This is a genomic window from Methylibium sp. Pch-M (assembly GCF_004136295.1).
Classification (GTDB): Bacteria; Pseudomonadota; Gammaproteobacteria; order Burkholderiales; family Burkholderiaceae_C; genus Methylibium; species Methylibium petroleiphilum.
Map to the genome: position 1 here is coordinate 3,264,821 of NZ_CP029606.1, position 14,251 is coordinate 3,279,071.

The 14,251-nt window shown below is 70.1% G+C and carries 9 protein-coding genes; 6 read left to right on the forward strand and 3 right to left on the reverse strand.

What is annotated here, in order from left to right; all coding sequences use genetic code 11:
• Positions 1–156 precede the first annotated feature (156 nt).
• Complete coding sequence (locus C1M51_RS15725; RefSeq protein ID WP_129451265.1) at positions 157–1,413, forward strand: nitrate/nitrite transporter; 1,257 nt, start codon at positions 157–159, stop codon at positions 1,411–1,413.
• Positions 1,414–1,464: 51 nt separating this feature from the next.
• On the opposite strand, the gene C1M51_RS15730 is transcribed toward C1M51_RS15725, so the two are convergent.
• A complete protein-coding gene (locus C1M51_RS15730) occupies positions 1,465–3,174 on the reverse strand; it encodes a bifunctional protein-serine/threonine kinase/phosphatase (protein WP_129451267.1) in 1,710 nt (569 codons plus the stop codon).
• A 140-nt stretch (positions 3,175–3,314) separates the two neighbouring features.
• On the opposite strand from C1M51_RS15730, the gene nirB reads away from it, so the two are divergent.
• The 5 genes from nirB (at position 3,315) to cobA (ending at position 10,820) form a co-directional block, all read left to right on the forward strand.
• Entirely contained in the window at positions 3,315–5,762 is a 2,448-nt protein-coding gene (nirB, locus tag C1M51_RS15735; RefSeq protein ID WP_129451269.1) for a nitrite reductase large subunit NirB, read from the forward strand.
• Between the two features lie 18 nt (positions 5,763–5,780).
• Positions 5,781–6,161: a nitrite reductase small subunit NirD gene (gene nirD, locus C1M51_RS15740; protein WP_129451271.1), complete on the forward strand. Its 381-nt coding sequence runs from the start codon at positions 5,781–5,783 to the stop codon at positions 6,159–6,161.
• A gap of 32 nt (positions 6,162–6,193) precedes the next feature.
• Positions 6,194–8,983, forward strand: coding sequence for a nitrate reductase (locus C1M51_RS15745; protein WP_129451272.1), 2,790 nt, complete (start codon positions 6,194–6,196; stop codon positions 8,981–8,983).
• A 117-nt stretch (positions 8,984–9,100) separates the two neighbouring features.
• Entirely contained in the window at positions 9,101–10,057 is a 957-nt protein-coding gene (gene ybiB, locus C1M51_RS15750) for a DNA-binding protein YbiB (RefSeq protein ID WP_129451274.1), read from the forward strand.
• Positions 10,041–10,820: a uroporphyrinogen-III C-methyltransferase gene (gene cobA, locus C1M51_RS15755; protein ID WP_129451276.1), complete on the forward strand. Its 780-nt coding sequence runs from the start codon at positions 10,041–10,043 to the stop codon at positions 10,818–10,820. The genes ybiB and cobA overlap by 17 nt, the downstream gene beginning before the upstream one ends.
• A 7-nt stretch (positions 10,821–10,827) precedes the next feature.
• On the opposite strand, the gene C1M51_RS15760 is transcribed toward cobA, so the two are convergent.
• Together C1M51_RS15760 and alaS are read right to left on the reverse strand one after the other, a co-directional pair.
• A complete protein-coding gene (locus tag C1M51_RS15760) occupies positions 10,828–11,484 on the reverse strand; it encodes an NMCC_0638 family (lipo)protein (RefSeq protein ID WP_129451278.1) in 657 nt (218 codons plus the stop codon).
• 20 nt (positions 11,485–11,504) lie between these two features.
• Positions 11,505–14,132 carry an alanine--tRNA ligase gene (alaS, locus tag C1M51_RS15765; RefSeq protein WP_129451280.1) on the reverse strand — a complete coding sequence of 876 codons (2,628 nt, stop codon included), beginning with the start codon at positions 14,130–14,132 and terminating at the stop codon, positions 11,505–11,507.
• Positions 14,133–14,251 lie beyond the last annotated feature (119 nt).

A 14,251-nucleotide genomic window follows, 5' to 3' on the forward strand; every position in this document is an offset into this window, starting at 1 on the left:
GCCCAGCTTCGTGCCTTCGTCACTCGCCCCCCGGGGCCGAGCGACCGTTCTCCCTGGAGAAGCACCATGAGCTCGCCGTCGTCGGCCGCCTTCACGGCGGCACCCCACCTCCTCTTCTCGCATCGCTGCCGCGCGTGAGCGCAGGCACGTCACGCCATGGCTGATTTCAAGACCTTCGTGCGCTCGGGCCACTGGCCCACGCTGCTCGCGTCCTTCCTCTACTTCGACTTCTGCTTCGCGATCTGGGTGCTGAACGGCGCGATGGCGCCCTTCATCAGCGAGAGCTTCCAGCTCACCGCCGCGCAGAAGGGCTTCATGGTGTCGGTGCCGATCCTGGCCGGCGCGCTGATGCGCTTCCCGCTGGGCGTGCTGTCGCAGTACATCGGCCGCAAGAACGCGGCGATGGTCGAGATGGGCCTGATCGTCGCCGCGCTGGGCTACGGCTACGGCTACGTGGACAGCTACGACGGCGTGCTCGCGATGGGCGTGCTGCTCGGCATCGCCGGCGCGAGCTTCGGCGTCGCGCTGTCGCTGGGCTCGGGCTGGTTCCCGCCGCAGCACAAGGGGCTGGCGATGGGCATCGCCGGCGCCGGCAACTCGGGCACGGTGCTCGCGGTGCTGTTCGCGCCGCCGCTGGCGGCCAAGTTCGGCTGGTCCACCGTCTACGGCCTGGCGGCCTGCACCATGCTGCTGCCGATGCTGGTGATGTGGTTCGCCGCCAAGGAGCCGCCGGACCGCGAGCACCAGACGCTGCGCGAGCACGTCGCCTGCCTGTTCGAGAAGGACGGCTGGGCCTTCAGCCTGATCTACATCATCACCTTCGGCGGCTTCATCGGTCTGGCGAGCTTCCTGCCGACCTACTTCTACGACCAGTTCCACGTCACCAAGATCGAGGCCGGCCAGCTGACCATGCTGGCCACGCTGATGGGCTCGGCGGTGCGCGTGCTCGGCGGCTACATCTCCGACCGCATCGGCGGCATCAACACGCTCAGCGGCGTGCTGGTGATCGTGATCGTGACGCTGGTGATGTGCGGCTTCGCCGGCAACTCGGTGGCGGTCACGACGCTGCTCTTCATGCTGTGCTTCGCGGCACTCGGCGCCGGCAACGGCGCACTGTTCCAGCTGGTGCCGCTGCGCTGGCCGATGACCACCGCGGTGGCCGGTTCGATGATCGGCGAGGTCGGCGCACTCGGCGGCGGCTTCCTGCCCAATGCGATGGGGCAGTCCAAGCAGCTGGCCGGCACCTATCTGTGGGGCTTCGTCGCCTTCGCGGTGCTGGCCCTCGTGATGCTGGTGATGCTGCGCCGGGTGCAGATCCGCTGGACCCGCACCTGGGCCGAAAAGGGCGGGCGGGCGCGCCCGATGGCCGCACCGACCGACTACGGCGCCGCGGGCCGGTCCGCGCAACGCTAGTCCCGGGGCCGCCACATGACCCGCCGCCGGCCCGACGCCGCCTGCCCCGCTTCAGCGCGGCAGGAACAGCAGCCACACCACGAGCAGCACGTTGAACAGCAGCGAGATCGCGAAGGCGATCTTCCACAGCGCGCTCGGGTCGCGGGCGACGAGCGGCGTCGCCGGCGGTGCGGCGAGCGGGCGCGATGCGCCGCGCTCCAGCGCCAGCACGAACTCCTCGGCCGTCTCGAAGCGCTGCTGGCGCTCGCGCGCCACGGCCTTCAGCACCACGTGGTCCAGCCAGATCGGCAGCTCGGGCCGCAGCCGCGAGGGCGCGACCGGGTCGCGACGGTAGCGCGCGATCTGGAACGGCTCGATCTCGCCGTACGGCAGCCGGCCGCTCAGCCAGCGGTAGAGCGTGACGCCCAGCGCGTAGAGATCGCTCGCCGCGTCCGCGCCGGCATGCCCTGCTTCCCACTGCTCGGGATTCATGTAGCTGGGCGTGCCGGCATGCAGGCTGCGCACCGCCGGCGGCTCGCGACCGGAGATCGCCACGCCCAGGTCGAGCAGGCGCCACTGGCCGTCGTCGCCCAGGTGCAGGTTGGCCGGCTTGACGTCGCGATGCACCACGCGCTGACGGTGCAGCCGGCCCAGCGCGCGCGCCGCGGCCAGCGTGCCCTGCACGATCTCCTCCACGCTGAAGGCCTGCCCGGCCTCCAGCAGCTGCTCGAGCGTGCGGCCGCCATGCCAGTCGAACACCGCATAGAAGGCGCTCGGATCGCGCGGCTCGCGCACCCGCACGAAGCCCTGGCCGTCGCGCTCGGTGACCGTGCGGCCCAGCCAGGCCTCGTGGGCCAGCATCGCGCGCTCCTCGGGATCGCCGGCGCGCGACTCGTGCAGCGTCTTGATCGCCACCAGCTCGCGCGTCGCCGCATCGCGCGCCTGCACCAGCCGGTGCACGCCGGTGTTGGCCACCAGCGCGGTGATCACGTAGCCATCGAGCGTGTCGCCCACCTTGAGGCGCGGCGGAATCGGCAACTGGCGTCCCAGCAGCAGGGCGTCGTCCAGGCTGCCGGCATCGAGGCCGCGCACGCGGACGACCAGCGCAGTGGCGTTGTCTCGGCCCCCCGCCGCGAGCGCCGCCTCGACCAGCCGCTCGCTCGCCTGCTGCGCGGTCTCGGCGGCGCCGAGCAGCTCGCGCATCGCGGCGTGCTTGAGCACCTGGTGCACACCGTCGCTGCTGAGCAGCAGCGTGTCGCCGATCTGCAGCTCGCCCTGGTGGAAGTCGATGCGCAGGCTGTCGTCGAGTCCGATCGCACGCGTGAGCTGGCTGCGCAGGTCCGGGTGGTCGAAGGCGTGGTCGTGGGTGAGTTGCGTGCATTCGCTGCCGCGCAACAGCCAGGCCCGCGTGTCACCGACGTGGGCCACGGTCCAGGTGTGGCCGCGCAGCACCACCGCGGTCAGCGTGGTCAGGCCCGACGCATCACCGCTGCGGCGCCGGTTGTGGTCGACCAGCCAGGCGTTGTGCGCCCCCAGCAGACGGTCGAGCGCGACGGTGGTCTCCCAGGTCGCGGGCACGGCGTGGAAATCGTTGACGAGCGAGATCACCGCGGTCTGCGCCGCCACCAGGCCGTGGCCGCCGGCCGACACGCCGTCGGCGATGGCCGCGATCAGGCCGCGGCCGGCCTCGTGCGGCGCTGCCCGCAGCGCCGCGGCGAAGTCCTCGTTGCGCTCGCGCGGGCCCTTGTGGCTGGCATGCCCGATGTCGACGTCGAAGCTCATGAAAGGCCGCAATCCAGGTTCCCCCCGCGCTGCAGTGCGCCGCGGCCGGGGCGCGCCGATTCTGCCGCCGAACGCCGCGCGCGCCGCCGCGTTGGCACCCCGATTGCTAAACCTCAGCTGTGGTCGAAGGAGATCTGCGCATGAAGAAGATGAAACTCGTGATGGTGGGCAACGGCATGGCCGGCGTCCGCACCCTGGAAGAGCTGCTGAAGATCGCGCCCGATCTCTACGACATCACCGTGTTCGGGGCCGAGCCGCACCCGAACTACAACCGCATCCTGCTGAGCCCGGTGCTGGCGGGCGAGCAGACGGTCGACGAGATCATCCTCAATCCGCTCGACTGGTACGCCGAGCACGGCATCACGCTGCACCTGGGCAAGAAGGTCACCGAGATCGACCGCGTGAAGCGCGTCGTGCGCGCGTCCGACGGCACCGAGGCCGAATACGACCGCCTGCTGGTCGCCACCGGCTCCAACCCCTTCATCCTGCCGGTGCCGGGCAAGGACCTGCAGGGCGTGATCGCCTACCGCGACATCGCCGACACCAACACGATGATCGAGACCGCCACCAAGTACCAGCACGCGGTCGTGATCGGCGGCGGCCTGCTGGGCCTGGAGGCTGCCAACGGCCTGATGCTGCGCGGCATGCAGGTCACCGTGGTCCACATCATGCCGTGGCTGATGGAGCGCCAGCTCGACGACGTGGCGGGCAGGCTGCTGCAGAAGTCGCTGGAGGACCGCGGCCTGAAGTTCCTGATCGGTGCGCAGACCGAGCAACTGATCGGCGACAAGCAAGGCCGCGTGATGGCCGTGCGCTTCAAGGACGGCAAGGAGATCCCCGCCGACCTGGTGGTCATGGCCGCCGGCATCCGCCCCAACACCGAGCTCGCCGAAAAGGCCGGCCTGCACTGCAACCGCGGCATCGTCGTCACCGACACCCTGCAGACGGTGACCGACCCGCGCATCTACTCGGTCGGCGAATGCGCCGCGCACCGCGGCATCGCCTACGGCCTGGTCGCGCCGCTGTTCGAGCAGGGCAAGGTGTGCGCGACGCATCTGGCGCAGTTCGGCATCGGCCGCTACACCGGCAGCCTGACCAGCACCAAGCTCAAGGTCACCGGCATCGACCTGTTCTCGGCCGGCGAGTTCATGGGCGGCGGCGACACCGAGGAGATCGTGATGAGCGATCCCTTCGGCGGCGTCTACAAGAAGCTCGTCATCAAGGACGACAAGCTGGTCGGTGCCTGCCTGTATGGCGACACCGTCGACGGCTCCTGGTATTTCAAGCTGCTGCGCGAGGGCCGCAGCATCGCCGACATCCGCGACAAGCTGATGTTCGGCGAGTCCAACATCGGCGACACCGGCCACGAGGGCCACAGCAAGGCCGCCGCGATGGCCGACAGCGACGAGGTCTGCGGCTGCAACGGCGTCACCAAGGGCACGATCTGCAAGGCCATCAAGGAGAAGGGCCTGTTCACCCTCGAGGAGGTGAAGAAGCACACCAAGGCCAGCGCGAGCTGCGGCTCCTGCACCGGCCTGGTCGAGCAGCTGCTGATGTTCACCGCCGGCGGCGACTACTCGGCCGCCCCCACCAAGAAGGCGATGTGCGGCTGCACCGACTACAGCCACGCCGAGGTGCGCGAGGCGATCCGCACCGTGCCGTCGGACGGCAGCAAGCTGCTCACGGTCGACGGCGTCTACAAGGCCCTGAACTGGCGCACCCCGAACGGCTGCTCGAGCTGCCGGCCGGCCGTCAACTACTACCTGATCAGCACCTGGCCGAAGGAGGCGCGTGACGATCCGCAGTCGCGCTTCATCAACGAGCGCAGCCACGCCAACATCCAGAAGGACGGCACCTACTCGGTGATCCCGCGCATGTGGGGCGGCGAGACCACGGCCTCCGAGCTGCGCCGGCTTGCCGACGCCGTGGACAAGTACAAGATCCCGACCGTCAAGGTCACCGGCGGCCAGCGCATCGACCTGCTGGGCGTGAAGAAGGAAGACCTGCCCGCGGTCTGGAAGGACATCGGCATGCCCAGCGGCCACGCCTACGCCAAGGCGCTGCGCACGGTGAAGACCTGCGTGGGCAGCGAGTGGTGCCGCTTCGGTACCCAGGACAGCACGCAGATGGGCAAGGACCTGGAGCGCGCGATGTGGCGCATGTACGCGCCGCACAAGGTGAAGTTCGCCGTGTCGGGCTGCCCGCGCAACTGCGCCGAGGCCGGCATCAAGGACGTCGGCATCATCGGCGTCGATTCCGGCTGGGAGATGTACGTGGCTGGCAACGGCGGCATCAAGACCGAGGTGGCGCACTTCTTCGTCAAGCTGAAGACGCCGGAGGAGGTGCTCGAGTACACCGGCGCCTTCTGCCAGCTCTACCGCGAGGAAGGCTGGTACCTCGAGCGCACGGTGCACTACGTGAACCGGGTCGGGCTCGACTACGTGAAGAAGAAGATCCTCGACGACGCCCAGGGCCGCAAGGCGCTGTGGGAGCGACTGCAGTTCGCGCTCGACGGCGAACCCGATCCGTGGTTCGAGTTCGACAAGGCCGAGGTCGACAAGCGCCAGTTCGACGCGCTGAACGCCTGAGCCCGAAGGAGACTGATGATGAGTGACTGGAAGACGATCTGCCGTGTCGACGACATCCCGGTGCTGGGGGCGCGCCGCGTGCTGCGCGCCAACGCAGTGGCCGTGGCGGTGTTCCGCAACAGCGAGGACAAGGTGTTCGCACTGCTCGACCGCTGCCCGCACAAGGGCGGTCCGCTGAGCCAGGGCATCGTGTTCGGCGAGAGCGTGGCCTGCCCGCTGCACAACTGGACCATCGGTCTGGCCGACGGCTGCGCCAAGGCGCCCGACGAGGGCTGCACGCCGACCTTCGCCTGCAAGGTCGAGGGTGGCGAGGTCTTCCTCGATGCCGCGGAACTGGCGAGCAAGGCGCTCGACGCCGTGGCCCCGGTCGCGGGCCCCTGCAGCAAGGCGACGGCCTGAAGACGACGACTGACGACCGCACGCCCGATCCCATGCGCGAGACCCGATCGACCTGTCCTTACTGCGGTGTCGGCTGCGGCGTGATCATCGAGTCGCAGGGCGCGCAGATCACCGGCGTGCGCGGCGATCCGGAGCACCCGGCGAACTTCGGGCGGCTGTGCACCAAGGGCAGCACGCTGCACCTCACCGCCTCGGCGGCCATCACGCAGCAGACGCGCCTGCTGCAGCCGCTGCGGCGTGCTGCGCGCGGTCAGACCGCCCAGCCGGTGGGCTGGGACGCCGCGCTCGACGAGGCCGCCGAGCGCTTTGCGGGGGTGATCGCGCAGCACGGTCCCGACGCGGTGGGCTTCTACCTGTCGGGCCAGTTGCTGACCGAGGACTACTACGTCTTCAACAAGATCGCCAAGGGCCTGATCGGCACCAACAACGTCGACACCAACTCACGCCTGTGCATGAGCAGCGCGGTGGCCGGCTACAAGGCCACGCTCGGCGCCGACGCTCCGCCGGCCTGCTACGACGACCTGAAGCACGCCAACACGATCTTCATCACCGGCAGCAACACCGCCTGGGCCCACCCCATCCTGTTCCGCCGGCTCGAGGATGCACGCGCCGCCAACCCGGCGATGAAGCTGATCGTCGCCGACCCGCGCCGCACCGAGACCGCCGAGGTCGCCGACCTGCACCTGCCGCTGCTGCCCGGCACCGACGTGGCACTGTTCCACGGCTTGCTGCACCTGCTGATGTGGGAGGGCCTGACCGACACGGCCTACATCGCCGCCCACACCACCGGCTTCGAGGCGCTGCGCGACCGGGTGCGCGAGTTCACGCCCAAGCACGTGGCCCAGGTCTGCGGGCTGAAGGAGGACGACATCGTGCAGGCGGCGCGCTGGTTCGGTCAGAACACGCCGACGCTGAGCCTGTACTGCCAGGGCCTGAACCAGAGTTCGAGCGGCACCGACAAGAACGCCGCGCTGATCAACCTGCACCTCGCCACCGGGCTGATCGGCAAGCCCGGCGCCGGACCGTTCTCGCTGACCGGCCAGCCCAATGCGATGGGCGGCCGCGAGGTCGGCGGCCTGGCCAATCTGCTGAGCGCGCACCGCGACCTCGCCAATCCGCAGCACCGCGCCGAGGTCGCCGCGCTGTGGGGCGTGCCCGACGTGCCGGCCGTGCCGGGCAAGAGCGCGGTGGAGATGTTCCAGGCCGCCGCCGACGGCGAGATCAAGGCGCTGTGGATCAGCTGCACCAACCCCGCGCAGTCGATGCCCGACCAGACGACGGTACGCCGCGCCCTCGAACGCTGCGAGTTCGTCGTGCTGCAGGAAGCTTTCGCCACCACCGCCACCGCGGCCTATGCCGACCTGCTGCTGCCGGCCACGACCTGGGGCGAGAAGGACGGCACCGTCACCAACAGCGAACGCCGCATCAGCCGCGTGCGCCCGGCCGTCGCGGCGCCCGGCGAGACACGCCACGACTGGGCCGCCGCGGTCGACTTCGCACGCCGACTCGAAGCGAAGCTGCCGCGCCGCGCCGCGAACGGCGGCTCGCTGTTCCCGTATGCCAGCCCCGAGTCGGTGTGGAACGAACACCGCGAGAGCACGCGCGGACGCGACCTCGACATCACCGGCCTCAGCTACGCCCGCCTCGACCAGGGCCCGCAGCTGTGGCCCTGCCCGCAAGGCCAGGCCGAAGGCCGCGCCCGGCTCTACGAGGACGGCGTGTTCGCCACTCCCGACGGCCGAGCCCGCTTCGCGGCGATGGCCTACCGGCCGGTGGCGGAGCCGCGCGACGCGCGCTACCCGGTCTCGCTGACCACCGGCCGGCTGCGCGACCACTGGCACGGCATGAGCCGCACCGGCACGCTGGGCCGGCTGTTCGGCCATGTCGCGGAGCCCGGCGTCGAGATCCATCCGCAGGAGCTCGCGCGTCGCGGCTGGGAGGAAGGCGCGCTGGTGCACGTGACCTCGCGCCGCGGTTCGGTGATGCTGCCGGTGCGCGCCAGCGAATCGGTCGCGCCGGCGCAGGCCTTCGTGGCAATGCACTGGGGCGAGGAATTCGTCTCCGGCCTGTCGCCGTCGGGCGTGCGGCTGGCCGGCATCAACACGCTGATGCCCAGCGCCTACTGTCCGCAGTCGAAGCAGCCCGAGCTCAAGCACGCGGCGGTCAAGCTGCTGAAGGCCGAGATGCCCTGGCAACTGCTCGCCGCCGCCTGGCTGCCCGAGGACCAGGCCCTGCTGGCGCAGCAAAGGCTGCGCCAGCTGATGCCCTCGTTCACCTACGCGCACTGCGTGCCCTTCGGGCGCGAGCCGCACGCGCGCGGCGTGGTCGGCGTGCTGTTCCGCGCCGCGGCCGAGCAGCCGGCGACCGACGAGTTGATGACGCAGATCGAAAGCCTGCTCGGCGTGGCGGGCCCGCAGGCGCTGCGCTATGCCGACCCCAAGCGCGGCCAGCGCCGTGCGATGCGGCTGGTGGCCAGCGACGGCGGCAACGCGAGGCTCGACGCCTTCGTGCTCGGCGGCGACATCCGCGCCGAGGCCTGGATCAAGGCGCTGCTGACCGACGAACTGCCGGCGCAGGCCTACGGTCGCGCGCTGCTGCGGCCGGGCGCCCAGCCGCCGGTGGCGGTGGTGGCGCGCGGCAGGCAGGTGTGCTCGTGCTTCAACGTCACCGAGCCCGAGATCCTGGACGCCCTCACGCGCTGCAGCGGAACCCCGGAGGCTCGGCTCGATCAACTGCAAGGCCTGCTGAAGTGCGGCACGAACTGCGGCTCCTGCATTCCGGCCCTGCGCACCCTCGTTCGCGGTTCGGTGCAGGCCGCCTGACGCACACCAGGGGAGTGCGCATTCGACGAGCGTGGGCTAGCCTTCGTTTGCAAGCCGTTGCACCTGCGACGGCACAGACGGCCGGCTTGGCCTGAGTCTTGCGGAACACGGATCACGATGGGCATCGCGCACTACCTCAAGGAAATCGGCCGCGGCAAGGAAGGCGCACGTTCGCTGACCGAGGCCCAGGCCCGCGACCTGATGAACCAGGTGCTCGACCGCGAAGTGAGCGAGGCCGAGCGCGGCGCGTTCGCGATCGCGATGCGCATCAAGGGCGAGAGCACCGAGGAGCTGGCCGGTTTCACCGCCTGTGCGGCCGAGCGCAGCCTGGTGCTGGAGGCGGATGCCATGCCGGTGCTGCTGCCCTCCTACAACGGCGCACGCAAGCTGCCCAACCTCACACCGCTGCTCGCACTGCTGCTGGCGCAGGAAGGCGTGCCGGTGCTGGTGCACGGACCGCTGCACGATCCGGCGCGCGTCACCACCTACGAGTTGTTCGAGAGCCTGGGGCTGCCGATCGCGCGCGACGCCGCCGGTGTGCACGATGCCTGGGCACGCCATGAGCCGGTGTTCGTGCCCACCGCGGTGCTGTGCCCGGCGCTGGTGCCGCTGCTCGAACTGCGCTGGGTGCTGGGCCTGCGCAACCCGGCACACACCGTGGCCAAGCTGCTGACGCCGCGAGGCCGCGCCTGCCTGCGCGTCGTCAACTACACGCATCCCGAGTACGCGGCCGCGCACACGCGCTTCCTGCAGCACACCGGCGCACACGCCCTGCTGATGCGCGGCACGGAGGGCGAGCCCGTGGCCGACGCGCGCCGCCTGCCGAAGCTCGATGTCTTCATCGCCGGCACGCCGCGGCCTGAACTCGGCCGTGCCGCGGTCGAGGGCGTGCTGGCCGAGCTGCCGCTGCTGCCGCGCAGCAGCGATGCCGCGACGACGGCGGTCTACATCCAGGCGGTGGTCAGCGGCGAGAAGCCGGTCCCCGGCCCGCTCGTCGAGCAGGTCGAGGTGCTGGTCCGCTCGCACGCCGCGATGCGACAACACGAGGAAAGAACCCATGAGCGCTCGGCCTGAACTTCCCGTGCCGACGGTCTGGCTCGTCGGCGCCGGCCCCGGCGACCCGGAGCTGCTGACCTTGAAGGCGGTGCGTGCGATCCGCGCTGCCACGGTGCTGCTGGTCGACGATCTGGTCGGCGACGCGGTGCTGCGCTACGCGCGCCGCTCGGCGCGCATCGTCCACGTCGGCAAGCGCGGCGGCTGCCGCAGCACGCCGCAGGCCTTCATCGAGCAACTGATGCTGCGCGAGGCGCTGGCCGGCGAACGCGTGGTGCGGCTCAAGGGCGGCGACCCGTTCATCTTCGGGCGCGGCGGCGAGGAAGCCGCCTCGCTGCGCGCGCACGGCGTGCACGTCGAGGTGGTCAACGGCATCACCGCCGGCCTCGCCGCGGCCACCTCGATCGGCGCGCCGCTGACGCACCGCGACCATGCCCACGGTGTGATGCTCGTGACCGGCCACGCCAAGGACGAGTCCACCCCGCTGGACTGGCGCGTGCTCGGCGCCGCGGCCGCGCAGGGCCTCACGCTGGTGATCTACATGGGCGTGAGCCAGGCGGCGCGTCTGCAGGCTGGCCTGCTCGAAGCGCTGCCGGCCGGCACGCCGCTCGCCATCGTGCAGCACGCCAGCACCGCGCGGCAGCGCAGCGCGCTCACCACGCTCGGCGGCCTGCTGGACACGCTGGCACGCGAAGGCCTCGGCAGCCCGGCCGTGCTGATCGTCGGCGATGTGCTGCGCGGGCTGGCGCAACTGTCACCCCCGGTTGCCGCGCGGGCGGCCTGAGCGTCCGTCAACGATCGACCGGCGCCGCCCGCAGCAGTTGCACGCCCGGTCGGTTGCCGACCAGCGTGATCGCGTCGAAGGCCCGCCGTGCCGGCTCGTCGCCGAGGTCGAAACCGGTCTGTCGACGCCAGCCGCCGGTGATCTGCACCACGCGCTCGCGCACCGGCTGCAGCGACGTGCCCGGGCCGTGGACCTCGTCGATCACCCGCAGGAAACCGGCGCGCACGCTGGGCCCGTCGGCATGCTCGGCCCACACCACGCAGCGGCCGTCATCCGCGAGCGCCAGTTGCAGCAGGGCCTCGCGGTCGGGTGCGGCATAGACCTGCCCGCTCGCCCCGCCCAGCAGGCTGCTGCGCTGCGCGTCATCGGTCTGCAGCGGCGCCAGACCGGCGGCCAGCGCCAAGTCGACCCGCGCACCGGCATCGCCGCCGGCGACGGCGCAGGTGCGACCGTAGAGCTCCACCGCTTCCTGCGCCAGGGTCTGCGCATCGACCACCGGTCCCTGCACCACCGCATCGGTGCGCGCCGAGCCCGGCGGCGCCACGAACTCCGGCCCGGCCGATTGCGCCGCGGCCGACTGCAGCACGGCCACCAGCACCACGCCGATCCCGAGCCGCCACCCCCGCCCGCCGCGGGGGCCCGTGCATCGCTGCAGCGGCTTCATGCGATCCAGTTCCGTGCGGCTCAGGCCCGCTCGCCGACCCAGCCGGCCACCGAGGCCAGCGCCGCCGCCAAACCCGCCGGCTCGGTGCCACCGGCCATCGCGAGGTCCGGCTTGCCGCCACCCTTGCCGCCGACCTGCTGGGCCACGAAGTTGACCAGCTCGCCGGCCTTGACCCGTGCGGTCGAGTCGGCCGTCACGCCGGCCGCGATCTGCACCTTGCCGCCCTCGACCGTGGCCAGCACGATCGCCGCGCTCTTGAGCTTGTTCTTCAGCTGGTCCAGAGTTTCACGCAGGGTCTTGGCGTCGGCACCCTCGATCCTTGCGGCCAGCACTTTCATGCCTTTGACGTCGATCACCTGAGCAAGCAATTCATCGCCCTGTAAGGAGGCAATCTTGCTCTTGAGTGCAACGATCTCCTTCTCTAGCGAAGGAATCAACTTGCGCAGTTGATATGCACGCTCGTAGAGGCCAGTCGAGCTAGTCCCCAACATTGCGGCGACGTCACCATGCTCAAGCTGCAACGCTTGCATCCACGTCAGCAAGTTGTCACCAGTAATTGCCTCAACGCGGCGCACGCCAGCGGCTACCCCCGTCTCAGAGACGATCTTGAACAGTCCTATATCACCGGTGCGCTGCACGTGAGTGCCGCCGCAAAGCTCACGGCTGCTTCCAATGTCCAGCACGCGGACCTCATCACCATATTTCTCGCCGAAGAGCATCACTGCGCCGAGCTTCTGAGCTTCTTCCATTGGAAGCACACGAGCTTGCGTCGGAACGTTCGCAAGAATCTCGGCGTTTACCTTGGCCTCCACCTCTTTCATCTGCGTGCTCGTCACCGGCGCGTTGTGCGCGAAATCGAAGCGGGTGCGGTCGGCGTTCACCAGCGAGCCCTTCTGCTGCACGTGGTCGCCCAGCACCTCGCGCAGCGCCTTGTGCATCAGGTGCGTCACGCTGTGGTTGCGCACGGTCTTCGCGCGCTGCTCGCCGTCGACCCGCGCGTTCAGGACGTCGCCGACCCGGATTTCGCCCTCGACCACGCGGCCGTGGTGGCCGAACACGTCGGCCTGGATCTTCTGCGTGTCCTCGACGATCACGCGGCTCGTGCCGTTGCGCAGCTCGCCGCCGTCGCCGACCTGGCCGCCGCTCTCGGCATAGAAGGGCGTGTGGTCGAGCACGATCACCGCGTCGTCACCGGCCTTCGCGCTCGGCACCGCCGAACCGTCGACGTAGACCGCGGTGACCTTCGCGCCCTCGTGCACCAGGTGTTCGTAGCCGTGGAAGGTGGTGGCCGCACCGGCGTACTCGAGGCCGGCGGCCATCTTGAACTTGCCGGCCGCGCGCGCCTGCTCGCGCTGGCGCTTCATCGCGGCGTCGAAGCCGGCCTGATCGACCGTCACGCCGCGTTCGCGGCAGACATCGGCGGTCAGGTCGAGCGGGAAGCCGTAGGTGTCGTGCAGCTTGAAGGCGGTTTCACCGTCGAGGGTCTTCGCGCTGCCGGCCAGGGCCGATTCCAGGATCTCCATGCCGTTGGCGATGGTCTGGAAGAAGCGCTCCTCCTCCTGCTTCAGCACCTCGGTCACGCGCGCCTCGGCGCGCGCCAGCTCCGGGTAGGCCTCGCCCATCTGGCGCACCAGCTCGGCCACCAGCGTGTGGAAGAAGGGCTTGCGGGCGCCGAGCTTGTAGCCGTGGCGGATGCCGCGGCGGGCGATGCGGCGCAGCACGTAGCCGCGGCCCTCGTTGCCGGGGATCACGCCGTCGACGATGGTGAACGAGCACGCGCGGATGTGGTCGGCGATGACCTTCAGCGAAGGCGAGTCCTTGTCGCTGTCGCCCGCACCGGCCGCGTCCACCGCCCGCTTGGCCGCCGCCAGCAGCGCGACGAACAGGTCGATCTCGTAGTTGCTGTGCACGTGCTGCAGCACCGCGGTGATGCGCTCCAGACCCATGCCGGTGTCCACGCTCGGCTTGGGCAGCTTGTGCATCACGCCCGCCTCGTCGCGGTTGAACTGCATGAACACGTTGTTCCAGATCTCGATGTAGCGGTCGCCGTCCTCGTTCGGCGAGCCGGGCGGGCCGCCGGGGATCTCCGGGCCGTGGTCGTAGAAGATCTCGGTGCACGGGCCACAGGGCCCCGTGTCGCCCATCATCCAGAAGTTGTCGGAGGCGTAGCGCGCGCCCTTGTTGTCGCCGATCCGCACGATGCGCTCGGCCGGCACGCCGACCTGCCGGTTCCAGATCTCGTAGGCCTCGTCGTCCTCGGCGTAGACGGTGACCCAGAGCTTGTCCTTCGGCAGCTTGAAGACCTCGGTCAGCAGCTCCCAGGCGTAGGCAATCGCGTCCTGCTTGAAGTAGTCGCCGAAGCTGAAGTTGCCCAGCATCTCGAAGAAGGTGTGGTGGCGCGCGGTGTAGCCCACGTTCTCGAGGTCGTTGTGCTTGCCGCCGGCGCGGATGCACTTCTGCGCCGTGGTGGCGCGCGAGTACGGGCGCTTGTCGAAGCCGAGGAACACGTCCTTGAACTGGTTCATCCCCGCATTGGTGAACAGCAGCGTCGGGTCGTCGCCGGGCACCACCGGGCTCGAGGCCACGATCTGGTGACCCTTGGACTCGAAGAACTTCAGGAAGGCAGAACGGATCTCGGAGGCTTTCATGCGGGGCTCGGTCGGGTCGGCGGGCGGTGCGCGGCGGCGGTCCGCAACGCGCGAATGCTGGCGCAAGTGCTTGATTCAGCAAACTTTTTCATTATAGGTTTGCAGCCCTGACGGCCTGC

Bases quoted from the DNA above. Each gene is read 5' to 3' on its own strand.
- C1M51_RS15725 (WP_129451265.1), top strand. From the start codon at position 157: ATGGCTGATTTCAAGACCTTCGTGCGCTCGGGCCACTGGCCCACGCTG.
- C1M51_RS15730 (WP_129451267.1), bottom strand. From the start codon at position 3,174: ATGAGCTTCGACGTCGACATCGGGCATGCCAGCCACAAGGGCCCGCGC.
- nirB (WP_129451269.1), top strand. From the start codon at position 3,315: ATGAAGAAGATGAAACTCGTGATGGTGGGCAACGGCATGGCCGGCGTC.
- nirD (WP_129451271.1), top strand. From the start codon at position 5,781: ATGAGTGACTGGAAGACGATCTGCCGTGTCGACGACATCCCGGTGCTG.
- C1M51_RS15745 (WP_129451272.1), top strand. From the start codon at position 6,194: ATGCGCGAGACCCGATCGACCTGTCCTTACTGCGGTGTCGGCTGCGGC.
- ybiB (WP_129451274.1), top strand. From the start codon at position 9,101: ATGGGCATCGCGCACTACCTCAAGGAAATCGGCCGCGGCAAGGAAGGC.
- cobA (WP_129451276.1), top strand. From the start codon at position 10,041: ATGAGCGCTCGGCCTGAACTTCCCGTGCCGACGGTCTGGCTCGTCGGC.
- C1M51_RS15760 (WP_129451278.1), bottom strand. From the start codon at position 11,484: ATGAAGCCGCTGCAGCGATGCACGGGCCCCCGCGGCGGGCGGGGGTGG.
- alaS (WP_129451280.1), bottom strand. From the start codon at position 14,132: ATGAAAGCCTCCGAGATCCGTTCTGCCTTCCTGAAGTTCTTCGAGTCC.